19 protein-coding genes are annotated in these 17750 nt (G+C 65.1%); 12 read left to right on the forward strand and 7 right to left on the reverse strand.

The features are described from left to right. The first annotated feature begins 25 nt into the window (after positions 1-25). Positions 26-244 carry a cysteine rich repeat-containing protein gene (locus tag LRP30_RS17820; protein ID WP_128934286.1) on the forward strand — a complete coding sequence of 73 codons (219 nt, stop codon included), beginning with the start codon at positions 26-28 and terminating at the stop codon, positions 242-244. 159 nt (positions 245-403) lie between these two features. Here the strand turns inward: LRP30_RS17820 and alr are convergent, their stop codons facing one another. Further along, a complete protein-coding gene (gene alr, locus LRP30_RS17825; RefSeq protein WP_164940280.1) occupies positions 404-1684 on the reverse strand; it encodes an alanine racemase in 1281 nt (426 codons plus the stop codon). 55 nt (positions 1685-1739) lie between these two features. After that, entirely contained in the window at positions 1740-3245 is a 1506-nt protein-coding gene (locus LRP30_RS17830) for a replicative DNA helicase (protein ID WP_091895028.1), read from the reverse strand. A gap of 551 nt (positions 3246-3796) precedes the next feature. On the opposite strand from LRP30_RS17830, the gene LRP30_RS17835 reads away from it, so the two are divergent. Further along, positions 3797-4003, forward strand: coding sequence for a transcriptional regulator (locus tag LRP30_RS17835; protein ID WP_128942995.1), 207 nt, complete (start codon positions 3797-3799; stop codon positions 4001-4003). A gap of 105 nt (positions 4004-4108) precedes the next feature. Here LRP30_RS17835 and LRP30_RS17840 read toward each other — a convergent pair whose 3' ends face one another. Further along, a complete protein-coding gene (locus LRP30_RS17840; protein WP_249761209.1) occupies positions 4109-5359 on the reverse strand; it encodes a cyclopropane-fatty-acyl-phospholipid synthase family protein in 1251 nt (416 codons plus the stop codon). A gap of 280 nt (positions 5360-5639) precedes the next feature. Here LRP30_RS17840 and LRP30_RS17845 point away from each other — a divergent pair, with 280 nt between their 5' ends. The 3 genes from LRP30_RS17845 (at position 5640) to LRP30_RS17855 (ending at position 7814) form a co-directional block, all read left to right on the forward strand. Next, the gene (locus LRP30_RS17845) at positions 5640-6629 is read left to right on the forward strand and encodes a hypothetical protein (protein ID WP_249761210.1); all 990 of its coding nucleotides are present in this window, start codon (positions 5640-5642) and stop codon (positions 6627-6629) included. A gap of 109 nt (positions 6630-6738) precedes the next feature. Beyond that, entirely contained in the window at positions 6739-7335 is a 597-nt protein-coding gene (locus LRP30_RS17850; protein WP_128934281.1) for a TetR/AcrR family transcriptional regulator, read from the forward strand. 11 nt (positions 7336-7346) lie between these two features. After that, the gene (locus tag LRP30_RS17855; protein ID WP_249761211.1) at positions 7347-7814 is read left to right on the forward strand and encodes a PaaI family thioesterase; all 468 of its coding nucleotides are present in this window, start codon (positions 7347-7349) and stop codon (positions 7812-7814) included. A gap of 124 nt (positions 7815-7938) precedes the next feature. On the opposite strand, the gene rplI is transcribed toward LRP30_RS17855, so the two are convergent. The 4 genes from rplI to rpsF all read right to left on the reverse strand — a co-directional run bounded on the left by rplI (position 7939) and on the right by rpsF (position 10418). Further along, on the reverse strand, positions 7939-8538 hold the full coding sequence (gene rplI / locus LRP30_RS17860; RefSeq protein WP_128934279.1) for a 50S ribosomal protein L9: 600 nt from the start codon (positions 8536-8538) through the stop codon (positions 7939-7941). Positions 8539-8586: 48 nt separating this feature from the next. Continuing rightward, on the reverse strand, positions 8587-9567 hold the full coding sequence (locus LRP30_RS17865; RefSeq protein ID WP_249761212.1) for a hypothetical protein: 981 nt from the start codon (positions 9565-9567) through the stop codon (positions 8587-8589). 135 nt (positions 9568-9702) lie between these two features. Beyond that, entirely contained in the window at positions 9703-9942 is a 240-nt protein-coding gene (rpsR, locus tag LRP30_RS17870) for a 30S ribosomal protein S18 (RefSeq protein WP_007592020.1), read from the reverse strand. Between the two features lie 5 nt (positions 9943-9947). Continuing rightward, a complete protein-coding gene (gene rpsF / locus LRP30_RS17875; protein WP_128934277.1) occupies positions 9948-10418 on the reverse strand; it encodes a 30S ribosomal protein S6 in 471 nt (156 codons plus the stop codon). 336 nt (positions 10419-10754) lie between these two features. On the opposite strand from rpsF, the gene LRP30_RS17880 reads away from it, so the two are divergent. The 7 genes from LRP30_RS17880 to mltG all read left to right on the forward strand — a co-directional run bounded on the left by LRP30_RS17880 (position 10755) and on the right by mltG (position 17691). Then, positions 10755-11420 (forward strand): TetR/AcrR family transcriptional regulator C-terminal domain-containing protein, encoded by a 666-nt coding sequence (locus tag LRP30_RS17880; RefSeq protein WP_249761213.1) that lies wholly within the window; start codon positions 10755-10757, stop codon positions 11418-11420. Positions 11421-11459: 39 nt separating this feature from the next. Further along, entirely contained in the window at positions 11460-12485 is a 1026-nt protein-coding gene (locus LRP30_RS17885; protein ID WP_249761214.1) for a fatty acid desaturase family protein, read from the forward strand. Between the two features lie 173 nt (positions 12486-12658). Next, positions 12659-13618 carry an ACP S-malonyltransferase gene (fabD, locus tag LRP30_RS17890; RefSeq protein ID WP_091895063.1) on the forward strand — a complete coding sequence of 320 codons (960 nt, stop codon included), beginning with the start codon at positions 12659-12661 and terminating at the stop codon, positions 13616-13618. Positions 13619-13629: 11 nt separating this feature from the next. Next, complete coding sequence (gene fabG, locus LRP30_RS17895; RefSeq protein ID WP_091895051.1) at positions 13630-14367, forward strand: 3-oxoacyl-[acyl-carrier-protein] reductase; 738 nt, start codon at positions 13630-13632, stop codon at positions 14365-14367. A 313-nt stretch (positions 14368-14680) separates the two neighbouring features. After that, complete coding sequence (locus LRP30_RS17900) at positions 14681-14920, forward strand: acyl carrier protein (RefSeq protein ID WP_008551805.1); 240 nt, start codon at positions 14681-14683, stop codon at positions 14918-14920. 108 nt (positions 14921-15028) lie between these two features. Continuing rightward, positions 15029-16294 carry a beta-ketoacyl-ACP synthase II gene (fabF, locus tag LRP30_RS17905; protein WP_249761215.1) on the forward strand — a complete coding sequence of 422 codons (1266 nt, stop codon included), beginning with the start codon at positions 15029-15031 and terminating at the stop codon, positions 16292-16294. A gap of 125 nt (positions 16295-16419) precedes the next feature. Continuing rightward, positions 16420-17691 (forward strand): endolytic transglycosylase MltG, encoded by a 1272-nt coding sequence (mltG, locus tag LRP30_RS17910; RefSeq protein WP_249761216.1) that lies wholly within the window; start codon positions 16420-16422, stop codon positions 17689-17691. Positions 17692-17750 lie beyond the last annotated feature (59 nt).

Consider the following 17750-nt stretch of genomic DNA (forward strand, 5'->3'; position numbering starts at 1 on the left):
TCTGCCTTCCGATACCGGAGACACAATGTCCAAGTTGAGCTTTGTTGCCGTCGCACTCGTCATCGCGTTCTCCGGAGCCGCATCGGCACAATCGTCCGATCCGCGCGGCGCGTGCAAGGCGGACTATGACAAATTCTGCGCCGGCATCGCGCCGGGCGGCGGCATCGTCGCATGCCTCAACGGCAAGCGCGACCAGCTCACTGCGACCTGCAAGGCGGCGCTGGACAGCAGGAAGAAGAAGTGAGCGGCCGCTCTCGTGTCCCGGACGCGGCGCAGCACGCAGTGATGCGACGCTGAGCCGGGACCCAGAGAGCGACAGCGTACGATGTGGAGAGATGGGCCCCGGCTCTGCAACGCACCGCTGAAGTAGCGCTGCGCTGCGTCCGGGGCACGCGCGTATCGCTCAGCTCGGCAACGGCGGCGGGCTCGCCGGCTGCTCGACCGGCGGCGGCGAGGACAGCTGCTCGGAAGCCTGTGCTGGAGGCGCAGGCTTTGCCAGCGGCTCCACGACGTTGCCGCCCTTGTAGATGCGGGCGTAGCGGTGGCCGAGGCTGGTCAGCACCTCATAGCCGATCGTGCCGAAATGATGCGCGAGCTCGTCGACGGTGATGCCCTCTCCGAGCAGCGTCACCATGTGGCCACGCCGCGCCGCGTTCGGCGGCAGGTCGGTGATATCGATTGCGATCAGGTCCATCGAGATGCGGCCCGCGACCGGGCAGCGTTTTCCGGCCACGATGACTTCGGCACCGCGGGTGCCGTCATTGGAGCTGGCGGCGCGGAAATAGCCGTCGGCATAGCCGACCGCGATGATCGCGAGCTTGGTCGGCCGCCGTGCGGTCCAGGTGCCGCCATAGCCGACGCTCTCGCCGCGATCGATGGTGCGGATCTGCACGATGCGCGCCTTGAGGTCGACCACCTGTTGCATCGGATTGTCGGCCTCCGGCGTCGGGTTGACGCCGTAGAGCGCAGCCCCCGGCCGCACCATGTCGAACTGGAAGGGGGCGCCGAGGAAGATGCCGGAGGAGTTGGCGAGCGCGGCCGGCACGCCTGAGAACTCGCTGGCGATGCCGCGGAAGGCGGCGAGTTGTCTTGCATTGACCGGGCTGTTGAGCTGCTCGCCCGAGACCAGATGGCTCATCACCAGCGTAATGCCGTGATCGCCGGCATTGATGCGGGGGATGATGGCCTGCGCTTCCGCAAGCGTCAGGCCCAGCCGGTTCATGCCGGTGTCGATGTGAACAGCGGCGCCTCCGTTCCAGCCGCTGCGGCGGCAGAACACGTCCCATTCCGCGAGTTCGTTGAGATCGCCGATCACCGGCCGGCAGTTGATCTTCGCATAGTGCTCGCCGGTGTTCTGGAAATAGCCGCCAAGCACGTAGATCGTGGGCTCCGGCACAGCCTCACGCACCTTGCGCGCTTCCTCGATGGTGGCAACGAAGAAGGTCTTGCAGCCGGCCCTGCTCAGCGCACGCGCGACTTCGGGGGCGCCGCAGCCATAGGCATCGGCCTTGATCACCGCCGCGCATTCGGCCGGCACCGCCGTCTTCTCGAGCTTGCGCCAATTGGCGATGATGGCATCGAGATCGACGGTGAGCACGCCGCCATAGGCAGCGAGCGCGGCAGCCTGATTGGCCTCCGCGGAGAGAGGACCGGATTGCGAGATCATTTTCGGGTCGGACGCCATTGTCATGACGCCGTTTTACGCAAGAGGCCCGAGTGGTTCAACCCGGGGGAACAGTCTAGTAGTCGCTGCGATCCGGCAACTGGCCGTCATGGGCGAGGTCGCCGAATCGGGTGACCGAGGCATCGAAGTGCAGCTCGACCGTGCCGGTCGGGCCATGGCGCTGCTTGCCGATGATGACTTCGGCCCGGCCGACCGTGCGTTCCATGTCGGCCTGCCATTTGGCGTGCTCCTCGGTGCCGGGGCGCGGCTCCTTCATCGCGAGGTAATATTCCTCGCGGAACACGAACAGCACGACGTCGGCGTCCTGCTCGATCGAGCCGGATTCGCGCAGATCCGAGAGCTGCGGCCGTTTGTCGTCACGCGATTCCACCTGACGCGACAGCTGCGACAGCGCGATCACGGGGACGTTGAGCTCCTTCGCCAGCGCCTTCAAGCTGGTCGTGATCTCCGTGATTTCCTGCACGCGGCTGTCGCTGGCGCGCTTGCCCGAGCCGGACAAGAGCTGGATGTAGTCGATCACCAGGAGGTCGAGGCCCTTCTGGCGCTTGAGCCGGCGGGCGCGCGCCATCAGCTGCGCGATCGACAGGCCGCCGGTGGCGTCGACATAGAACGGCAGCGATTGCAGCTCGATCGAGACCTGGCGGATTTTCTCGAAATCGGCTTCCGAGATGCCGCCGCGGCGGATGTGGGAGGAGGGGATGCCGGTGCGCTCGGCCACGATACGCGTGGCGAGCTGGTCGGCCGACATTTCGCAGGAGAAGAAGCCGATCACGCCGCCATTGGCGGCCTTCATGGTGCCGTCGGCCTGGAGTTCCGGAACATAGGCTTGTGCGACATTGTAGGCGATGTTGGTCGCAAGCGAGGTTTTGCCCATGCCGGGACGTCCCGCCACGATGATGAGGTCGGAGTGCTGCAAGCCGCCCATCTTGGTGTCGAGGTCGCGCAGGCCCGTCGAGATGCCCGACAGCTTTCCGTCGCGCTGGAATGCTTTCGCCGCAAGATCGACGGCGACCGTCAGCGCCTGCGAGAATTTCTGGAAGCCGCCGTCATAGCGGCCGGACTCGGCGAGTTCGTAGAGGCGGCGCTCGGCGTCCTCGATCTGCGCCCGCGGCTGGAAATCGACCGGCGCGTCATAGGCGACATTGACCATGTCCTCGCCGATACCGATCAGGTCGCGCCGCAACGACAGGTCATAGATGGTGCGGCCGTAGTCCTGGGCATTGATGATGGTGGTCGCTTCGGCCGCGAGCCGCGCCAGATATTGCCCGATGGTCATGCCGCCGACGTCGGTGTCGGCGGGAAGGAACGTCTTCAGCGTGACGGGCGTCGCGATCTTGCCCATCCGAATCAGGCTGCCGGCGGTCTCGAAGATGGTCTGGTGCAGCGGCTCGAAGAAATGCTTCGCCTCCAGGAAGTCGGAGACGCGGTAGAAGGCGTCGTTGTTGACCAGGATCGCGCCCAGGAGGCTCTGTTCCGCCTCGATATTATGCGGCGCGCTCCGATAGGCGGGAGTCCCGGCGTCGGGCGCGAGTTTGAGAACGTTCGAATCAGTCAGGGCCATGGTCGGACGTGCTTAGCAATTTTCTTGGGCGGATGCGGGGCGCGATAAAGCGCCGCCTCGGCCCAAAGCGGAAGCAAAAGCTGACCGCTATCAACCGCTCAGTGAAAATGGTGGATGATTGATAGCCGCAGCACGCCCCGCGCTTGACGGATTTTCGCGGAACCAGATGCCGCTTGGAAGCGGCCGCCACCCCGCGCCACGGAAAATCCTGCAGCCGTGAACCTTATGGATTGGCGCGCAGACCTATCGAAGAACGCGCGAATTGACGCACGCTGGGAGCTTTCCGCTCGGCTTCAGACCAGCAGGAGGTAGACCAGCGCAACCAGGGCCGCCCCGACGCCGGTGACGATCAGGGCGTAGTCGGTGCGGAGGTCGTCCTGCACGTCGAACGAGGTTTGGGTCTCTTTGCTCATGGCGACGACATAAGTCAGGTCCGACCAGACTTATGTGAAACAGATCACATCTTCCCGGATTCTTTCGGGGTAGAGCCGGAACAGGCCGGCGGGCAGGGGGTTGTCCCCGACGCGCCAGCGGGAAGAACGAGGCAAGCAATGCGGCCAGAACGGCAGCAGCAGATATGGCGGAGCGAAGCAGGCAGCCGGCTCTGGCTCGCGGGACTGATCGCGGCCATGGAGCACGCCGCGCGGCCTGAAGTGCGACGTCAGCCGGTCGCACCCGAACTTCTCGTCGAATTGCGAGCGCAACTGGCGTTAAACGCCTCTTTCCGGCTCTCCCAGATTTCGACCCTGCGTCACTAGAGCATGATCCGGAAAAGTGTGCAGCGGTTTTCCGAAAAGATCATGCTCAAACAATAACCTAAAGCGCGATGACGATTCATCCTAATCTCATCGCGCTTTTAGAGCCTATTCACCTGCCAGCTTCAGCCTGGGCTTGGCGCCGCCCTCGAGGGCCCGCAGCCGGGCTTCTTCGCGCGTGACGTAGTCGCGCGTGATCGGCACCACGCCCTGGCGACGGGTGAGCTGGATCTGGAAGTTCATCATGGCCTGCTTGCGGAAGGTCATTTCGCAGGCCGCCAGATAGAACTCCCACATCAACGCGAAGCGCTCGTCGTAGAGCTGCACGGCCTCCTCGCGCCGCGCCATGAAGCGCTCCCGCCAGGCCTTCAGCGTCTCGGCGTAATGCAGGCGCAGGATCTCGATGTCGCAGACCAGCAGGCCCGCCCGCTCGATCGCCGGCAGCACTTCGGACAGAGCGGGGATGTAGCCGCCCGGGAAGATATATTTGGCGATCCAGGGATTGGTCGAGTCCGGCCCCTGCGAGCGGCCGATCGAGTGCAGCAGCATGACGCCGTCCTCGCTCAGGAGCTCGGCGCAGCGCTGGAAGTAAGTGTCGTAGAAGCGAGCGCCGACATGCTCGAACATGCCGACCGAGACGATGCGGTCGAATGGTCCGTCGATGTCGCGATAGTCCTGCAGCAGGAATTTGGCCGAGCCCGCCAGGCCCTTTTCGGCGGCGCGCGCATTGGCGACCTGCAATTGCTCGGTCGACAGGGTGATGCCGGTGACGTCGGCGCCCGCGATCTCGGCGAGATAGAGCCCGAGCCCGCCCCAGCCCGAGCCGATGTCGAGCACGCGCTGGCCACTCCTGACGAGCAGCTTTGCGGCGATGTGCCGCTTTTTGGCGAGCTGCGCATCGTCGAGCGTCGTCTCCGGCGTCTCGAAATAGGCGCAGCTATATTGCTTGTCGGCATCGAGGAAGAGCGAATAGAGCCGGGCGTCGAGATCGTAGTGGTGCGCCACGTTGCTGCGGGCGCGCGAGCGCGGATTGAACTGCTTGAGGTGGCGCGTCAGATAGCGCAGGTGCCACCACGGTTTTGCCCACTGCGGCAATAGGTCGGGTTGATCGAGCAGGATCGCGAGGGCATCAGCTATGGTGCCGCGTTCGACCACGAATTCGCCGTCCATATAGGCCTCGCCAAGCCCGAGCTCGGGATTGATGAGGATTTTCCGCTCCGCATCCGCCGTAATGAAGCGTACCGCGACCGGTTCGCCAGAGCCGTCGCCGACAGTAAACGTCGCCCCGCTTGCGCTGGTCAGCATCATCGACCCGCGGCGGATGAATTGAGACAGGAATCTACGCAACAAACGGTCCATCGACACCTTCCTCTCGAGCGGACCCGAAGAGATGCGACTAACCCGGCCTTTACATTTGACGCTCAGGGTCCCGCTCGGGTTCCTATGCGTTTGCATCTAAATCTAGGGGAGCAGGTCCGGCTCCGCTATTGCGCTGTGTTCAAAGCCGATATTCGAAAAGCGCTTAATCACATCCTTGCGCGCGGACCTGCTTCCATTCGCGGCTCAATCGGCTAAAAGGTGACCGCCGCCGCGCGGGATGCCGGCTGCACCTCTCGGATTTCAATGGAGATGATGGGAAATGTCGAGCCGAGCGCTCAGTCTCGCGACGGTACTGCTTCTGATCGGCTTCGGCGCGACCGATACCGTTCTTGCGCAGGCAACGAACCTCGAGGCCGGCAAGACTCCGTCCCAGCTCTTCGCGCAGACCTGCAATGCCTGCCACAAGAGCCCCCGCGGGCTTCTCAAGTCCGTGGCGCCGGGTTCGCTGCCGGGCTTCCTGCGCCAGCACTACACCACGAGCTCGGACATGGCGGGCATCCTCGCCTCCTACCTCGTCTCCAACGGTGCCTCCGACACCCGCTACCAGGCCAAGGACGGCAAGGACAAGAAGGACGGCGCCAAGGATAAGGAAGCCAATACGGCTCCGGGCCAGTCCGAACATCAGGGCCGCCGTCAGCGGTCGCAGGAGGCCGCCAAGCCGGAGGGCGAGGGGGCCGCTCCGGCGGCCGAGGGCGTGCGCCAGAAGCGTGCTGCACGGCCGGCCGAGGAGGGCGCGAAGTCCGAGGGCCAGGCAGTACCGGAGGGACGCAAGGCCAAGCGCCGCGGCAAGCCCGGGACTGAGGAGGCACCGAGGGTCGATGCCGCCGCGCCGGCCACTGAAGACAAGAAGAGCGAGCCGAAGGCCGAGTCAAAGCCTGAGACGGCCAAGCCCGACAGCGCCAAGGTCGAGCCGGGTCGTGACGAGGCAAAGCCCGACAGCGGCAAGGCATCCGAGAAACCCGCCGAGGCCACGCCCGATAGCGCGAAGGTCGAGCCGAGCGGCAGCGAAGCTCCGGCGCTGCGCCCCGATCCGGTCCCGCAGGTGACGCCGTCTGCACCAACGGCCGTGAAGCCGGCCGAGCCGAAGCCGGCGGAAGAGGCCGCTCCCAAGCCAGCCGCGCCTGCCGCCAATTCCGAACCGGCACCCGCGGCCAAACCGCAGGAATCGGCGCCGCCCGCGACCGCTGCAGCCGCGCCCGCAGCGCCAGCCGAGTCCTCCGGCTCGCCGGCGCCGCCGATCTCGCGCTAAGCCAATCCACATTTTCCAATCGACACTGCAGAGGCCGCGCATCGCGGCCTCCGCACTGTCTTGACCGACGCTAGAGCGTGGCTCTAGAGTAATACTCTAGGGGGTCTCGATGACGGCGAGCATGCGTGATGACCTGTTGGAGGCCGGACTAATCGTATTCGACCGCGTCGGCTTCGAGGCTGCGACGGTGGCCGCGATCCGCACCCGGGCGCGCGCCTCCAATGGCAGCTTCTTTCATGCCTTCGGATCGAAGAAGGAGCTCGCCGGCGCGCTGTTCCTGGAGGTGCTGCGGCACTATCACGCCGCGGTGCTGGCTGCGCTCGATCCCGTGCCCGATGCGGAGGAGGGTATCGATCGCCTGATCCGGGCGCATCTCGACTGGGTCGTCACCAGCCGGCGCGAGGCGCGCTATCTCTTTGAGATCTCGCGCAGCGAATGGGGCGAGGACGTGCGCGACGGCCAGCGCGCGCAGAACGCGCGCCTTGTCGAAGGTATCGAGCGCTGGCGTGCGCCGCTGGTCGCGCGCGGCGAGCTGCGGCCGATGACGCCGGTGATGTTCGTCAGCCAGCTGATCGGCCCGGCCCAGATCTTCTGCCGCGCCTTTCTGTCGGGACGCGAACGCGCCGATCCGCGCATCGAGGCCGACACGCTGATCGCCTGCGCCATCCGTGCGCTACGGCCACTCGATCGCATCGACAAACAATAGGGAGAGACAGCATGCGAGCCGAAGCGGACCCCGAATTCGCAGCCGTTGCCCAGCGCATCCACGCCAATGTCGGCCGGCAGGGCTTTATGAATCTGGTCGGCGCCGAGCTGTCCGAATTGTCGCGTGGCACCTGCACCATCGCCGTAGAGCGGCGGCCGGAACTGCTTCAGCAGCATGGCTTTTTCCATGGCGGCGTGACTGCCTTCCTGGTCGACAACGCCACGACGATCGCAGCCGCCACCTCGCGCGGCCAGCCGGCGCTAACGGCGGAATACAAGCTCAATTTGTTATCGCCCGCGGTCGGCGAGAAGCTGATCTGCCGGGCAAGAGTGATCAAGCCGGGCCGTCAGGTTGCCGTGGTCGCGGCCGACGTGTTCTGCGTCAGCGATGGCATCGAGAAGCATACGGCGACCGCGCTCGCCTCGATCGCGATGTTGAACGAGGACGTCGCCGCCAAAACGAAAAGCCCGGCCGCCTGAAGCGACCGGGCTGATCCATTCTCTGTTGTCATTGCCGGGCCTGGCCCGGCAATCCATCTTCTTGAGCAAACTCTCTTGATGGATGCGCGGGACAAGCCCGCGCATGACGAGCTGTACGTGCTGCTTACTTCTCTTCCGCAGCCGGCGCCGGCTCGACCTCCTCGTGCTGGGCTTCCGGATCGAAGAACTCGCCGGCCGCGGCGATCGCCTCGGCGGCGGCGTCGCGGTCCTCGTTGCGGGTCGAGATGTCCTCGCCGCGGTTGATGCGCTCGGCTTCGTCCTGGCTGCGCGCGACCGTCACGGTGATCTCGACCTCGACCTCGGGATGAACGGCGACGGTGACCGTGTGCTTGCCGATGGTCTTGATCGGCGCGTCGAGCTGCACCTGCGGACGGTCGAGGTGGACGCCGTCGGTCTCGAACGCAGCGACGAGGTCGCGCACCGTGACCGAACCGAACAGCTGGCCGGCTTCGGAGGCCTGGCGGATCACGATGATGTTCTTGCCCTCGATCTTCTCGGCGACCTTGGACGCCTCGCCCTTGGCCTGGAGGTTGCGGGCCTCGAGCTCGGCCTTCATGCCGTCATACTTGGCACGGTTGTCGGTGGTGGCGCGCAGCGCCTTGCCGCGCTTGAGCAGGAAATTGCGGGCATAGCCGTCGCGAACCTTCACGACTTCGCCCATCTGGCCGAGCTTGTTGACGCGTTCTAGCAAAATGACTTCCATATTCGTTCTCCTTTGAAGTGGTCTGAGTTTCAGTTTTCGGGGGTGGACTTAAGGTGTTGGCAGCGGCGGGGGCTGCCGGCTGCGCAGGAAGCGCTCGCGGAAGCCGAACACGGCATCCGCAAGGCCGAGGATCACCATCGCGATCACGGGCCATCCGAACACGACGACGACGGCGTAGGTCGAGCCGAGCCAGAAGGTGCGGCTCTTCAGCGTCAGCGTCAGCGTATGCAGCACGGCGAAACCGGTCAGCGCATAGCCCATCATCAGCGCGGCCGTGGTGATCTGCGCGACGATCGCAAGCAGCCCGCCGGTGAAGCAGAAGGCGAGCGCGATGCAGAGCGCCACGAGCGTCATCGGCGGCAGCTCGGCCATCTTCATGTCCGGCCAGGGACGACGCAGCCGGCCCGACGTCGCCGTCACCTTGGCGCTGAGCCAGAGGTTGAGAGTCAGCGTCATCATCGCGACGATGGTGGCGGCGGCCGGTGCGATGCGCACCAGCGCATCGACGAACTGGCTGGCTTCGCCCGAGGTTTGCGGGTCGGTGGTTCGCAGAAGGCGCATCAGGCCGCGCCGCAGCGTGCCGGTGATGGTCTCGGCGTCGGTGCCGAGCGTGAGCAGGGCGGCGATCGTGGTCAGCGCGGCAAAACCTGCGATCCAGAGCAGGATGCGGCCGACCGGATACCACTCGATCTCGGGTTCGGCCGGCGGCTCGGCGACGGAGGCGTCTGGCCCGACGCTTCCGACCTGCCGACCGAGCAGGACGAGGTGGCCGAGCCACCAAGCCGGCAATGCGACGGTCACGGCGAAGGCGATGCAATAGGGCAGGCCGAACAGGGCGCCGAGGCCGATTGCGGCGGCAATGCCGCCGAGGCTCGCGCACAGCGGCCCCCAGCCGATCGCGGCGACCATCAGCGGCAGCGGTGCGAGATAGAACAGGACGAGCGAGATCAGCGCGCCCGAAATGATCGAGGCGAACATCAGGGCCGACGCGGCGCCGGCGATCAGGGCTATCAGTCCAAAGGCCATCATCAGCTGTCCCGCTCCCTTCGAGCGGTTAGAGGCATCGTTTGCCCCAACCATCGGCGACCGGACGACCCGGAAGCCTTATGCGTTCAGATCAGTTGACGACCGGCGGCTCAGCGGCCGCCGGTCGAATTGGTCGTATCAGCGAATGACGTAGGGCAACAGACCCAGGAACCGCGCGCGCTTGATGGCGCGGGCGAGCTCACGCTGCTTCTTCGCGGACACCGCGGTGATGCGGCTCGGCACGATCTTGCCGCGCTCGGAGACGTAACGCATCAGGAGCTTGGAGTCCTTGTAGTCGATCTTGGGAGCATTGGCGCCCGTGAACGGGCAGCTCTTGCGACGACGGAAAAACGGACGGCGTGCACCAGCTTCAGCCATTGATCTTACTCCCCATCCGTCGTGGTTTCAGCTTCTTCGCGCGGGCGGCGCGGGCCGCGGTCACCGCGGAAGCCGCCCTCGCGGTCACCACGGAAGCCGCCTTCACGCTCGCCGCGGAAGCCGCCGCCGCGGTCGTCACGTTCGCGATCACGATCGGCCTTGCGCATCATCGCGGACGGGCCTTCCTCGAGTTCCTCGACGCGGACGCTGAGATAGCGGATCACGTCTTCGCTGATGCGCTCCTGGCGCTCGATCTCGGCGATCGCCGCGGACGGCGCGTCGATGTTGAGCAGCACGAAGTGCGCCTTGCGGTTCTTGTTCATGCGGTAGGTGAGGGAGCGAACGCCCCAATTCTCGGTCTTGGTGACCTTGCCGCCGAGACCCTCGACGATACCGGTCATCTGCGCAGTCAGCTCTTCGACCTGCTGCGGGCTCGCGTCCTGACGCGCGAGAAAAACATGCTCGTAAAGAGGCATGGAAGTCCTTTCCTCATGTTGGCGCATCGCCCGGCGTCAAGCCCTTAAGAGACCTTCGGAAAGGACTCTGGGATCAAGCTCAGAAGGCGGAAACACGGGACGACGGGCCGACTGGCCCTGCCACACCAAAATCACGAATGATTTGCTGAGACCGTCCGTTCAGCTCCCGGCCGGGGTCTGCGGATGCGCGCCTTATACGGATTTTGGCCGGCTTTGCAAGGTTGGGGGCCGAGTCTCGGCCTGGACCATCCATAGGCGGTCGTTACCCACCCCCAAATCTTACCGGCTTGATTTATTTGTTTGTATAGCATACAAAGAAAACAGCGGGAGGATCCAATGGCAGACAGTTCTGCCCATGCGCCGCCGGGCGCCGGCGACCCCAAGCATGCCGCGCGCGCCACGCGCTCAGCCGGCCGCAAGATGCGGTCGCTGCTGCTGGATGCAGCGAGCCCGCTGTTCCGGGAGCGGGGACTTTCAGGCACGGCGATCACCGACATCGCGGCCGCGGCGGATGCGTTCCCGAGCCAGATCACCTATTACTTTCGCACCAAGGAGGCGCTGTTCGTCGAATGCGCCTGCCGCGAGCTGCTGTACCTGGCGCGCGCGACGGAGCAGGCGGCGCTGAAGACGCGCACGCCGCGGGAATATACGCACGCGCTGGCCGAGACGGTCACGGCGAGCGATTCGGTCGCCTTCTTCGCTGAAGCCCTGACACTGACGCGGCGGCGCCAAGATCTCGCGCCACTGGTAGAGCGCACCATCGAGCGCCTGCACAGCGAAGGCGCGCGGGCTTATGCGGGGCAGGTCGAGCGGCATGGCTGGCGCTCCCTGCGCGCGCCCGACGAAAGCTCGCGGCGGTTCTGGGCCGTCGCCATCGGCGTCATCCTCGAAGGCTACGCCATGGGCCGTTCGCCCGAGCAGCTCTGCGCCGAGATGCTGCGCGTGCTCGGTGAGCAGGCGAAATCCACGGGCGAGGCGGCGCGCCTGCGTCTCGTCGAGTAGCACGACACATCGACCACCTCGGATGGGGAGAGTTAGGCCATGACCGCGCTTCGCATGCGTGCCCGCGATTTCCTGACCGACGAACAATTGGCCGACGTGCGCCAGCGCGTGACGTGGAAAGGCGTCGCACTGATCGCGCATGCCTGGGCGCTGATCGTAGGCGCGATCGCTTTGGTCGCATGGTGGCCCAATCCGCTGACATACATTCTCGCCGTCGCCATCATCGGCTCACGCCAGCTTGGGCTCGCCATTCTCATGCATGATGGCGCGCATGGCTGCTTATCCGCCGACGAGAAAACCAATCTGGCGCTGAGCCAATGGTTCTGTGCCTATCCGTTGTTTGCGGAGACGCGCAGCTACCGGCGCTATCACTTGCAGCATCACGCGCGCACCCAGCAGGAGGACGATCCCGATCTGGTGCTATCGGCGCCGTTTCCGATCACCAAGCTGAGCTATCGCCGCAAGTTCATTCGCGACATCACCGGACAGACTGGCTATCAGCAACGCAAGGCGCAATTGCTCAACGCGCTCGGGCCGAAGGACTGGCCATGGCGGCAGCGTGCGGCGCATTTCTGGGACAAGCTCGGTCCGCAATGCATCGTCAATGCCGCGATGCTCGCCGCGTGTGCGGCGGCCGGCGTGTGGTGGGCCTATCCGTTGCTATGGCTGGTGCCGCTCCTGACCTGGATGATGGTCATCACCCGCATCCGCAACATCGCCGAGCACGCGGTTGTCCCTGACAGCAATGACCCCTTGCGCAACACCCGCACCACGCATGCCAATTTACTCGAGCGCCTGTTCATCGCGCCGTACTACGTGAACTATCACCTCGAGCATCACCTCTTGTTCTACGTGCCCTGCTACAATTTGCCGAAGGTGCATCGCCTCCTGAGCGCCAGCCGGCATGCCGGCCGCATGGAGGTGCAGCCGGGCTACGCCGCGGTGCTGCGGCTCGCCACCGCGAGGCCGAACCGGGAGGATCGGCCGGGGCAATTGGTCAACAGCGCGCGCCGCGCGCGGGCGGGGGCAGAGGTCGACGCCAACCAGACGGCCGGCGGATTCTAGGAAGCCACATCCCCGGTTGAATGCCGGCCGGGGTTCCCATCTTGGCTTGACAGTCCGACCCCGGACAGTGTCTACGGCCCCCTTTGGAGCGTGATCCGGAACCTTGGCCCAAGGCCGCGCGTAATCGGCTGCCGGTTCTCGTGAGGATCAAGCCCGACAAGCAGGGAGCGCCGATGACGGCAGCATTCACATTTCCGGGGCAGGGGTCCCAGGCGGTTGGCATGGGCAAGGCCCTGGCCGACGCCTTTCCGGTGGCGCGCGCCGTGTTCGACGAGGTCGATGCCGCGCTCGGGGAGAAATTGACGGCGACCATATGGGATGGTCCGGCCGAGACCCTCCAGCTCACCGAAAACGCCCAGCCGGCGCTGATGGCGGTCTCGGTCGCCACCCTGCGCGTGCTGGAGAGCGAAGCCGGTTTTTCCGTCGGGCGGGACGCGGCCTTCGTCGCCGGCCACTCGCTTGGTGAATATTCGGCGCTGGCTGCGGCCGGCAGCCTGACCATCTCCGATACCGCACGGCTGCTTCGCACCCGCGGTCTCGCAATGCAAAAAGCCGTCCCGGTCGGCGCCGGTGCGATGGCCGCGCTGCTGGGCCTCGACTACGAGGCCGCTATGGAGGTCGCCCATGAGGCGGCGCAGGGGCAGGTCTGCCAGGCCGCTAACGACAATGGCGGCGGGCAGGTGGTGGTCTCCGGCGACAAGGCAGCGGTCGATCGCGCCGTCGAGATCGCCAAATCCAAGGGCGCCAAGCGCGCGATGCTGCTGCCTGTATCCGCGCCGTTCCATTGCAAGCTGATGCAGCCGGCCGCCGACGCCATGGCGGAGGCGCTCTCGAAGGTCACGATCAAGGCGCCGGCCGCGCCGCTGGTGTCGAACGTGCTGGCGAGCGCCATTAGCGACCCCGATGAGATCCGGCGCCGCTTGGTCGAGCAGGTCACCGGCACGGTGCGCTGGCGCGAGTCGGTTGCCTATATGGCAGGGCAGGGCGTCACCCGCTTCTTCGAGATCGGCGCTGGCAAGGTGCTGACCGGTCTCGTCAAGCGCATTGCGGACGGTGCCGTCGGCGTTGCTGTCGGCGGTCCCAACGACATTGCCGCCGCCAAGGACGCCTTGGCCGCCGCGAAGCAGGGTTGAGGGAGTTATCGATGTTTGATCTGACTGGCAGGAAGGCGCTCGTCACCGGCGCGACTGGCGGCATCGGCGGCGCGATCGCGCTGGCGCTGCACGCGCAGGGCGCTACCGTTGCGATTTCCGGAACGCGCAAGGAAGTGCTGGATGAGCTTGCCGGCAAGCTCGGCGAGCGCGCCTTTGTGTTGCCCTGCAATCTCTCCAAGGCCGATGAGGTCGAAGCGCTGGTGCCCGCTGCGGAAGCCGCGATGGGACAGGTCGACATCCTCATCGCCAATGCCGGCATCACCCGCGACAATCTCTTCGTGCAACTCCGTGACGAGGATTGGGAGGAGGTCATCAACGTCAATCTGACCGCGACCTTCCGCTTGGCACGCGCCGCCACCAAGCTGATGATGCGCAAGCGCTTCGGCCGCATCATCGCCATCACCTCGGTGGTCGGCGTCACCGGCAATCCCGGACAGGGCAATTACACCGCCTCGAAGGCGGGCCTGATCGGCATGATCAAGACGCTCGGTGCCGAATACGCCAAGCGCGGCGTGACCGCCAATTGCATCGCGCCAGGCTTTATCAAGACGCCGATGACGGATGCGCTCAACGACAAGCAGCGCGAAACGATTCTGACCAAGGTTCCGGCTGCCCGTCTGGGCACGCCCGAGGACATCGCGGCGGCCGCCGTGTACCTGAGTTCGAACGAAGCAGCCTACGTCACCGGCCAGACCATCCACGTCAACGGCGGCATGGCTATGATCTAAGCCCTCATTCCGCACTGCCCACATGGGCGGCGTGGGATGCGGCAAACGGCCGTTTCCGGAGCGAAATGAGGCTTGTAGTCAAGGCAATTGAAGTATGATAACCGGACCTTCAACGGATGGGCAAAGAACGCCATTGCAGGTTTTTGAAACCCTGTATATTGGCGATGCGGAGCCTTGGCCGTCGTTCGCCGGGCCCTGTATCGGTTAGGATGGGGCCAAACCAAAGTTCGTAAGCGAAGGCAAGTAACACGACCACGACGGCTCGTATCGTCCCGGGGGGTCGGGTCTACAGGGAACAACACGAGGTTAAGCAATGAGTGACATTGGCGAGCGGGTTAAGAAGATCGTGGTCGAACACCTTGGTGTTGAACCCGAGAAGGTTGTCGACAACGCGAGCTTCATCGATGACCTCGGCGCCGACAGTCTGGACACCGTCGAGCTGGTGATGGCGTTCGAAGAGGAATTCGGTTGCGAGATTCCGGACGACGCTGCGGAAACGATTCTCACCGTCGGCGATGCCACAAAGTTTCTCGAGAAGAACGCGAAGAGCTAAGGCTCTTCATTTTCGCGGGGACAACATTGAAACCGGACGGGCCGCTTCGCAGCGGCCAGCCGGTTTCTTGTTATTGGCCGTGAATCTTTCGATGCGGAGTTTTCGGATATGAGGCGGGTTGTCGTCACGGGTCTTGGCATGGTCTCGCCACTCGGCTGTGGCGTCGAACCGACCTGGAAACGCATCCTCAACGGCGAGAGCGGTGCGCGCAGGATCGCGAGCTTCGACGTCTCCGATCTCCAGACCAAGATCGCCTGCACGGTCGTGCGCGGCGACGGTTCGAACGAGACGTTCAATCCCGACAAGTGGATGGAGCCGAAAGACCAGCGCAAGGTCGACGACTTCATCATCTTCGGCATGGCCGCAGCCGGCCAGGCGCTCGACGATGCCAACTGGCATCCCGAGACTGAAGAGGACAAGTGTGCGACCGGCACCATGATCGGGTCCGGTATCGGCGGCCTCAACGGCATTGCCGATACGGCGATCCTGCTCAAGGAGCGCGGACCGCGCCGAGTGTCGCCGTTCTTCATTCCGGGACGCCTGATCAATCTCGCCTCCGGCTATGTCTCGATCGCGCACGGGCTGAAGGGACCGAACCATTCGGTGGTCACGGCCTGCTCGACCGGCGCGCATGCGGTCGGCGATGCCGCCCGCCTGATCGCGCTCGGCGACGCCGACGTCATGGTGGCCGGCGGCGCGGAATCGCCGATCTGCCGCATCGGCATTGCCGGCTTCAATGCCGCGCGCGCGCTATCGACTGGTTTCAACGACGCGCCCGAGAAGGCTTCGCGTCCGTATGACAAGGACCGCGACGGTTTCGTGATGGGCGAGGGCGCCGGCGTCCTGGTGCTCGAGGAGCTCGAGCACGCCAGGCGCCGTGGCGCGAAGATCTACGCCGAGGTGATCGGCTACGGCCTGTCCGGCGATGCTTATCACATCACCTCACCGTCGCCCGACGGCGATGGCGGCTTCCGCAGCATGTCGGCAGCGCTCAAGCGCGCCGGTCTCACGGCATCCGATCTCGATTACATCAATGCGCACGGCACCTCGACACCGCTCGGCGACGAGATCGAGCTTGGTGCGGTGGAGCGCCTGCTGGGCAATGCCGCCTCCAAGGTCGCGATGTCCTCGACCAAGTCGTCGACCGGTCATCTCCTCGGCGCAGCCGGTGCGATCGAGGCGATCTTCGCCATTCTCGCGATTCGCGATAATGTCGTGCCGCCCACCATTAACCTCGACAATCCGTCGGTCGAGACCGCGATTGATCTCGTGCCGCACAAGGCGAAGAAGCGTGAGGTCAACGTCGCATTGTCGAACTCTTTTGGTTTTGGCGGCACCAATGCGTCGGTGATCGTCCGGCGCTTGGCCAGTTAGTTTGCGTTTGAGACGAATCCACCGTTTTGCCGTATTCGGCGATAGTCATAGAAGTGGGCGCGTGCATTTGGCTCGGCAAGTGATTGTCAGGCCGCGATTGAACCGGCAGGATTCAGGTTGCTTCGATGAGTGAAAGGCCGCCCATTTCGCCGCGGAGTCCGCGGGCAGCGCTCGAGCCCGAGCAGGTCCCGCCGCCGCCGAAGCGATCGGAACGCGCGCGCAATCCCTTGGTGGTGGTCGGCAACGCCATCATCACCCTGGTGTTGATTGCCATGCTCGGCGCCGGCGGGGTCTATTATTACGGTCGGCAGGTGTTGGAAGCACCCGGGCCGCTTAGGGAAGATAAGATCGTCAACATCCCGCAGCGCGCGGGCAAGCGCGACATCGCCGAGACGTTGAACCGGGAAGGCGTCACCGACATCAATCCGTGGGTGTTCATCGCCAGCGTCGCCGCGCTGAAGGCGAGTTCGGACCTCAAGCCCGGTGAGTATTCGTTCCAGAAGAACGCCTCCTTGCGCGACGTCATCGCCACCATCGTCGAGGGCAAGGTGGTGCAGCATGCCGTGACGATCCCGGAAGGCCTGACCTCCGAGCAGATCGTGGCGCGGCTGTCCGACAACGACATCTTCACCGGCAGCGTGCGCGAGCTGCCGCGCGAGGGCACGTTGTTGCCGGAGACCTACAAGTTCCCGCGCGGCACCACACGCGAGCAGGTGATCCAGCGCATGCAGCAGGCGCACAAGCGCGTGCTGGCCGAGATCTGGGAGCGCCGTAGCCAGGACATTCCGGTGAAGACGCCGGAGCAGCTGGTAACGCTGGCGTCCATCGTCGAAAAGGAGACCGGCAAGCCGGACGAGCGCAGCCGCGTCGCTGCCGTGTTCGTCAACCGCCTGAAGCAGAGGATCAAGCTGCAGTCCGATCCCACGATCATCTATGGCCTCGTCGGCGGCAAGGGCACGCTGGGCCGCCCGATCAAGCGCAGCGAGATCACGCAGCCATCGCCCTACAACACCTATGTGATCGAGGGCCTGCCGCCGGGGCCGATCTCCAATCCGGGCCGCGCCTCGCTCGAGGCCGCCGCCAACCCGGCCCGCACCCGCGATCTCTATTTCGTCGCGGACGGCACTGGCGGGCACGCCTTCACCGAGACCTACGACGCGCATCAGAAGAACGTCGCGAAACTCCGCGCGATGGAGAAGCAGATCCAGAACGACACGGTCGAGCCGGCCGAGGACGCGCAGCCGCCGGCTGCTGCTGCGCCGGGCGCCACCGATCCGCCGACCGCGACCACGCCGGCGCGGCCCAACCAGCAGAAAAAGCAACCATCACGGCCGGCTGGTCCCGCACCGGCCCGGCAGGGCGCGGTGCAGTCCTCGCCGCCGGTGGTCCAGCGCTAGGCTGGCGGCAGAGCTGCCCGCGGACATTGCGGATTCCACTTTCCGGCAAAATAGTCTTA

The sequence above is a fragment of the Bradyrhizobium sp. C-145 genome (assembly GCF_023375135.1).
Classification (GTDB): domain Bacteria; phylum Pseudomonadota; class Alphaproteobacteria; order Rhizobiales; family Xanthobacteraceae; genus Bradyrhizobium; species Bradyrhizobium zhanjiangense.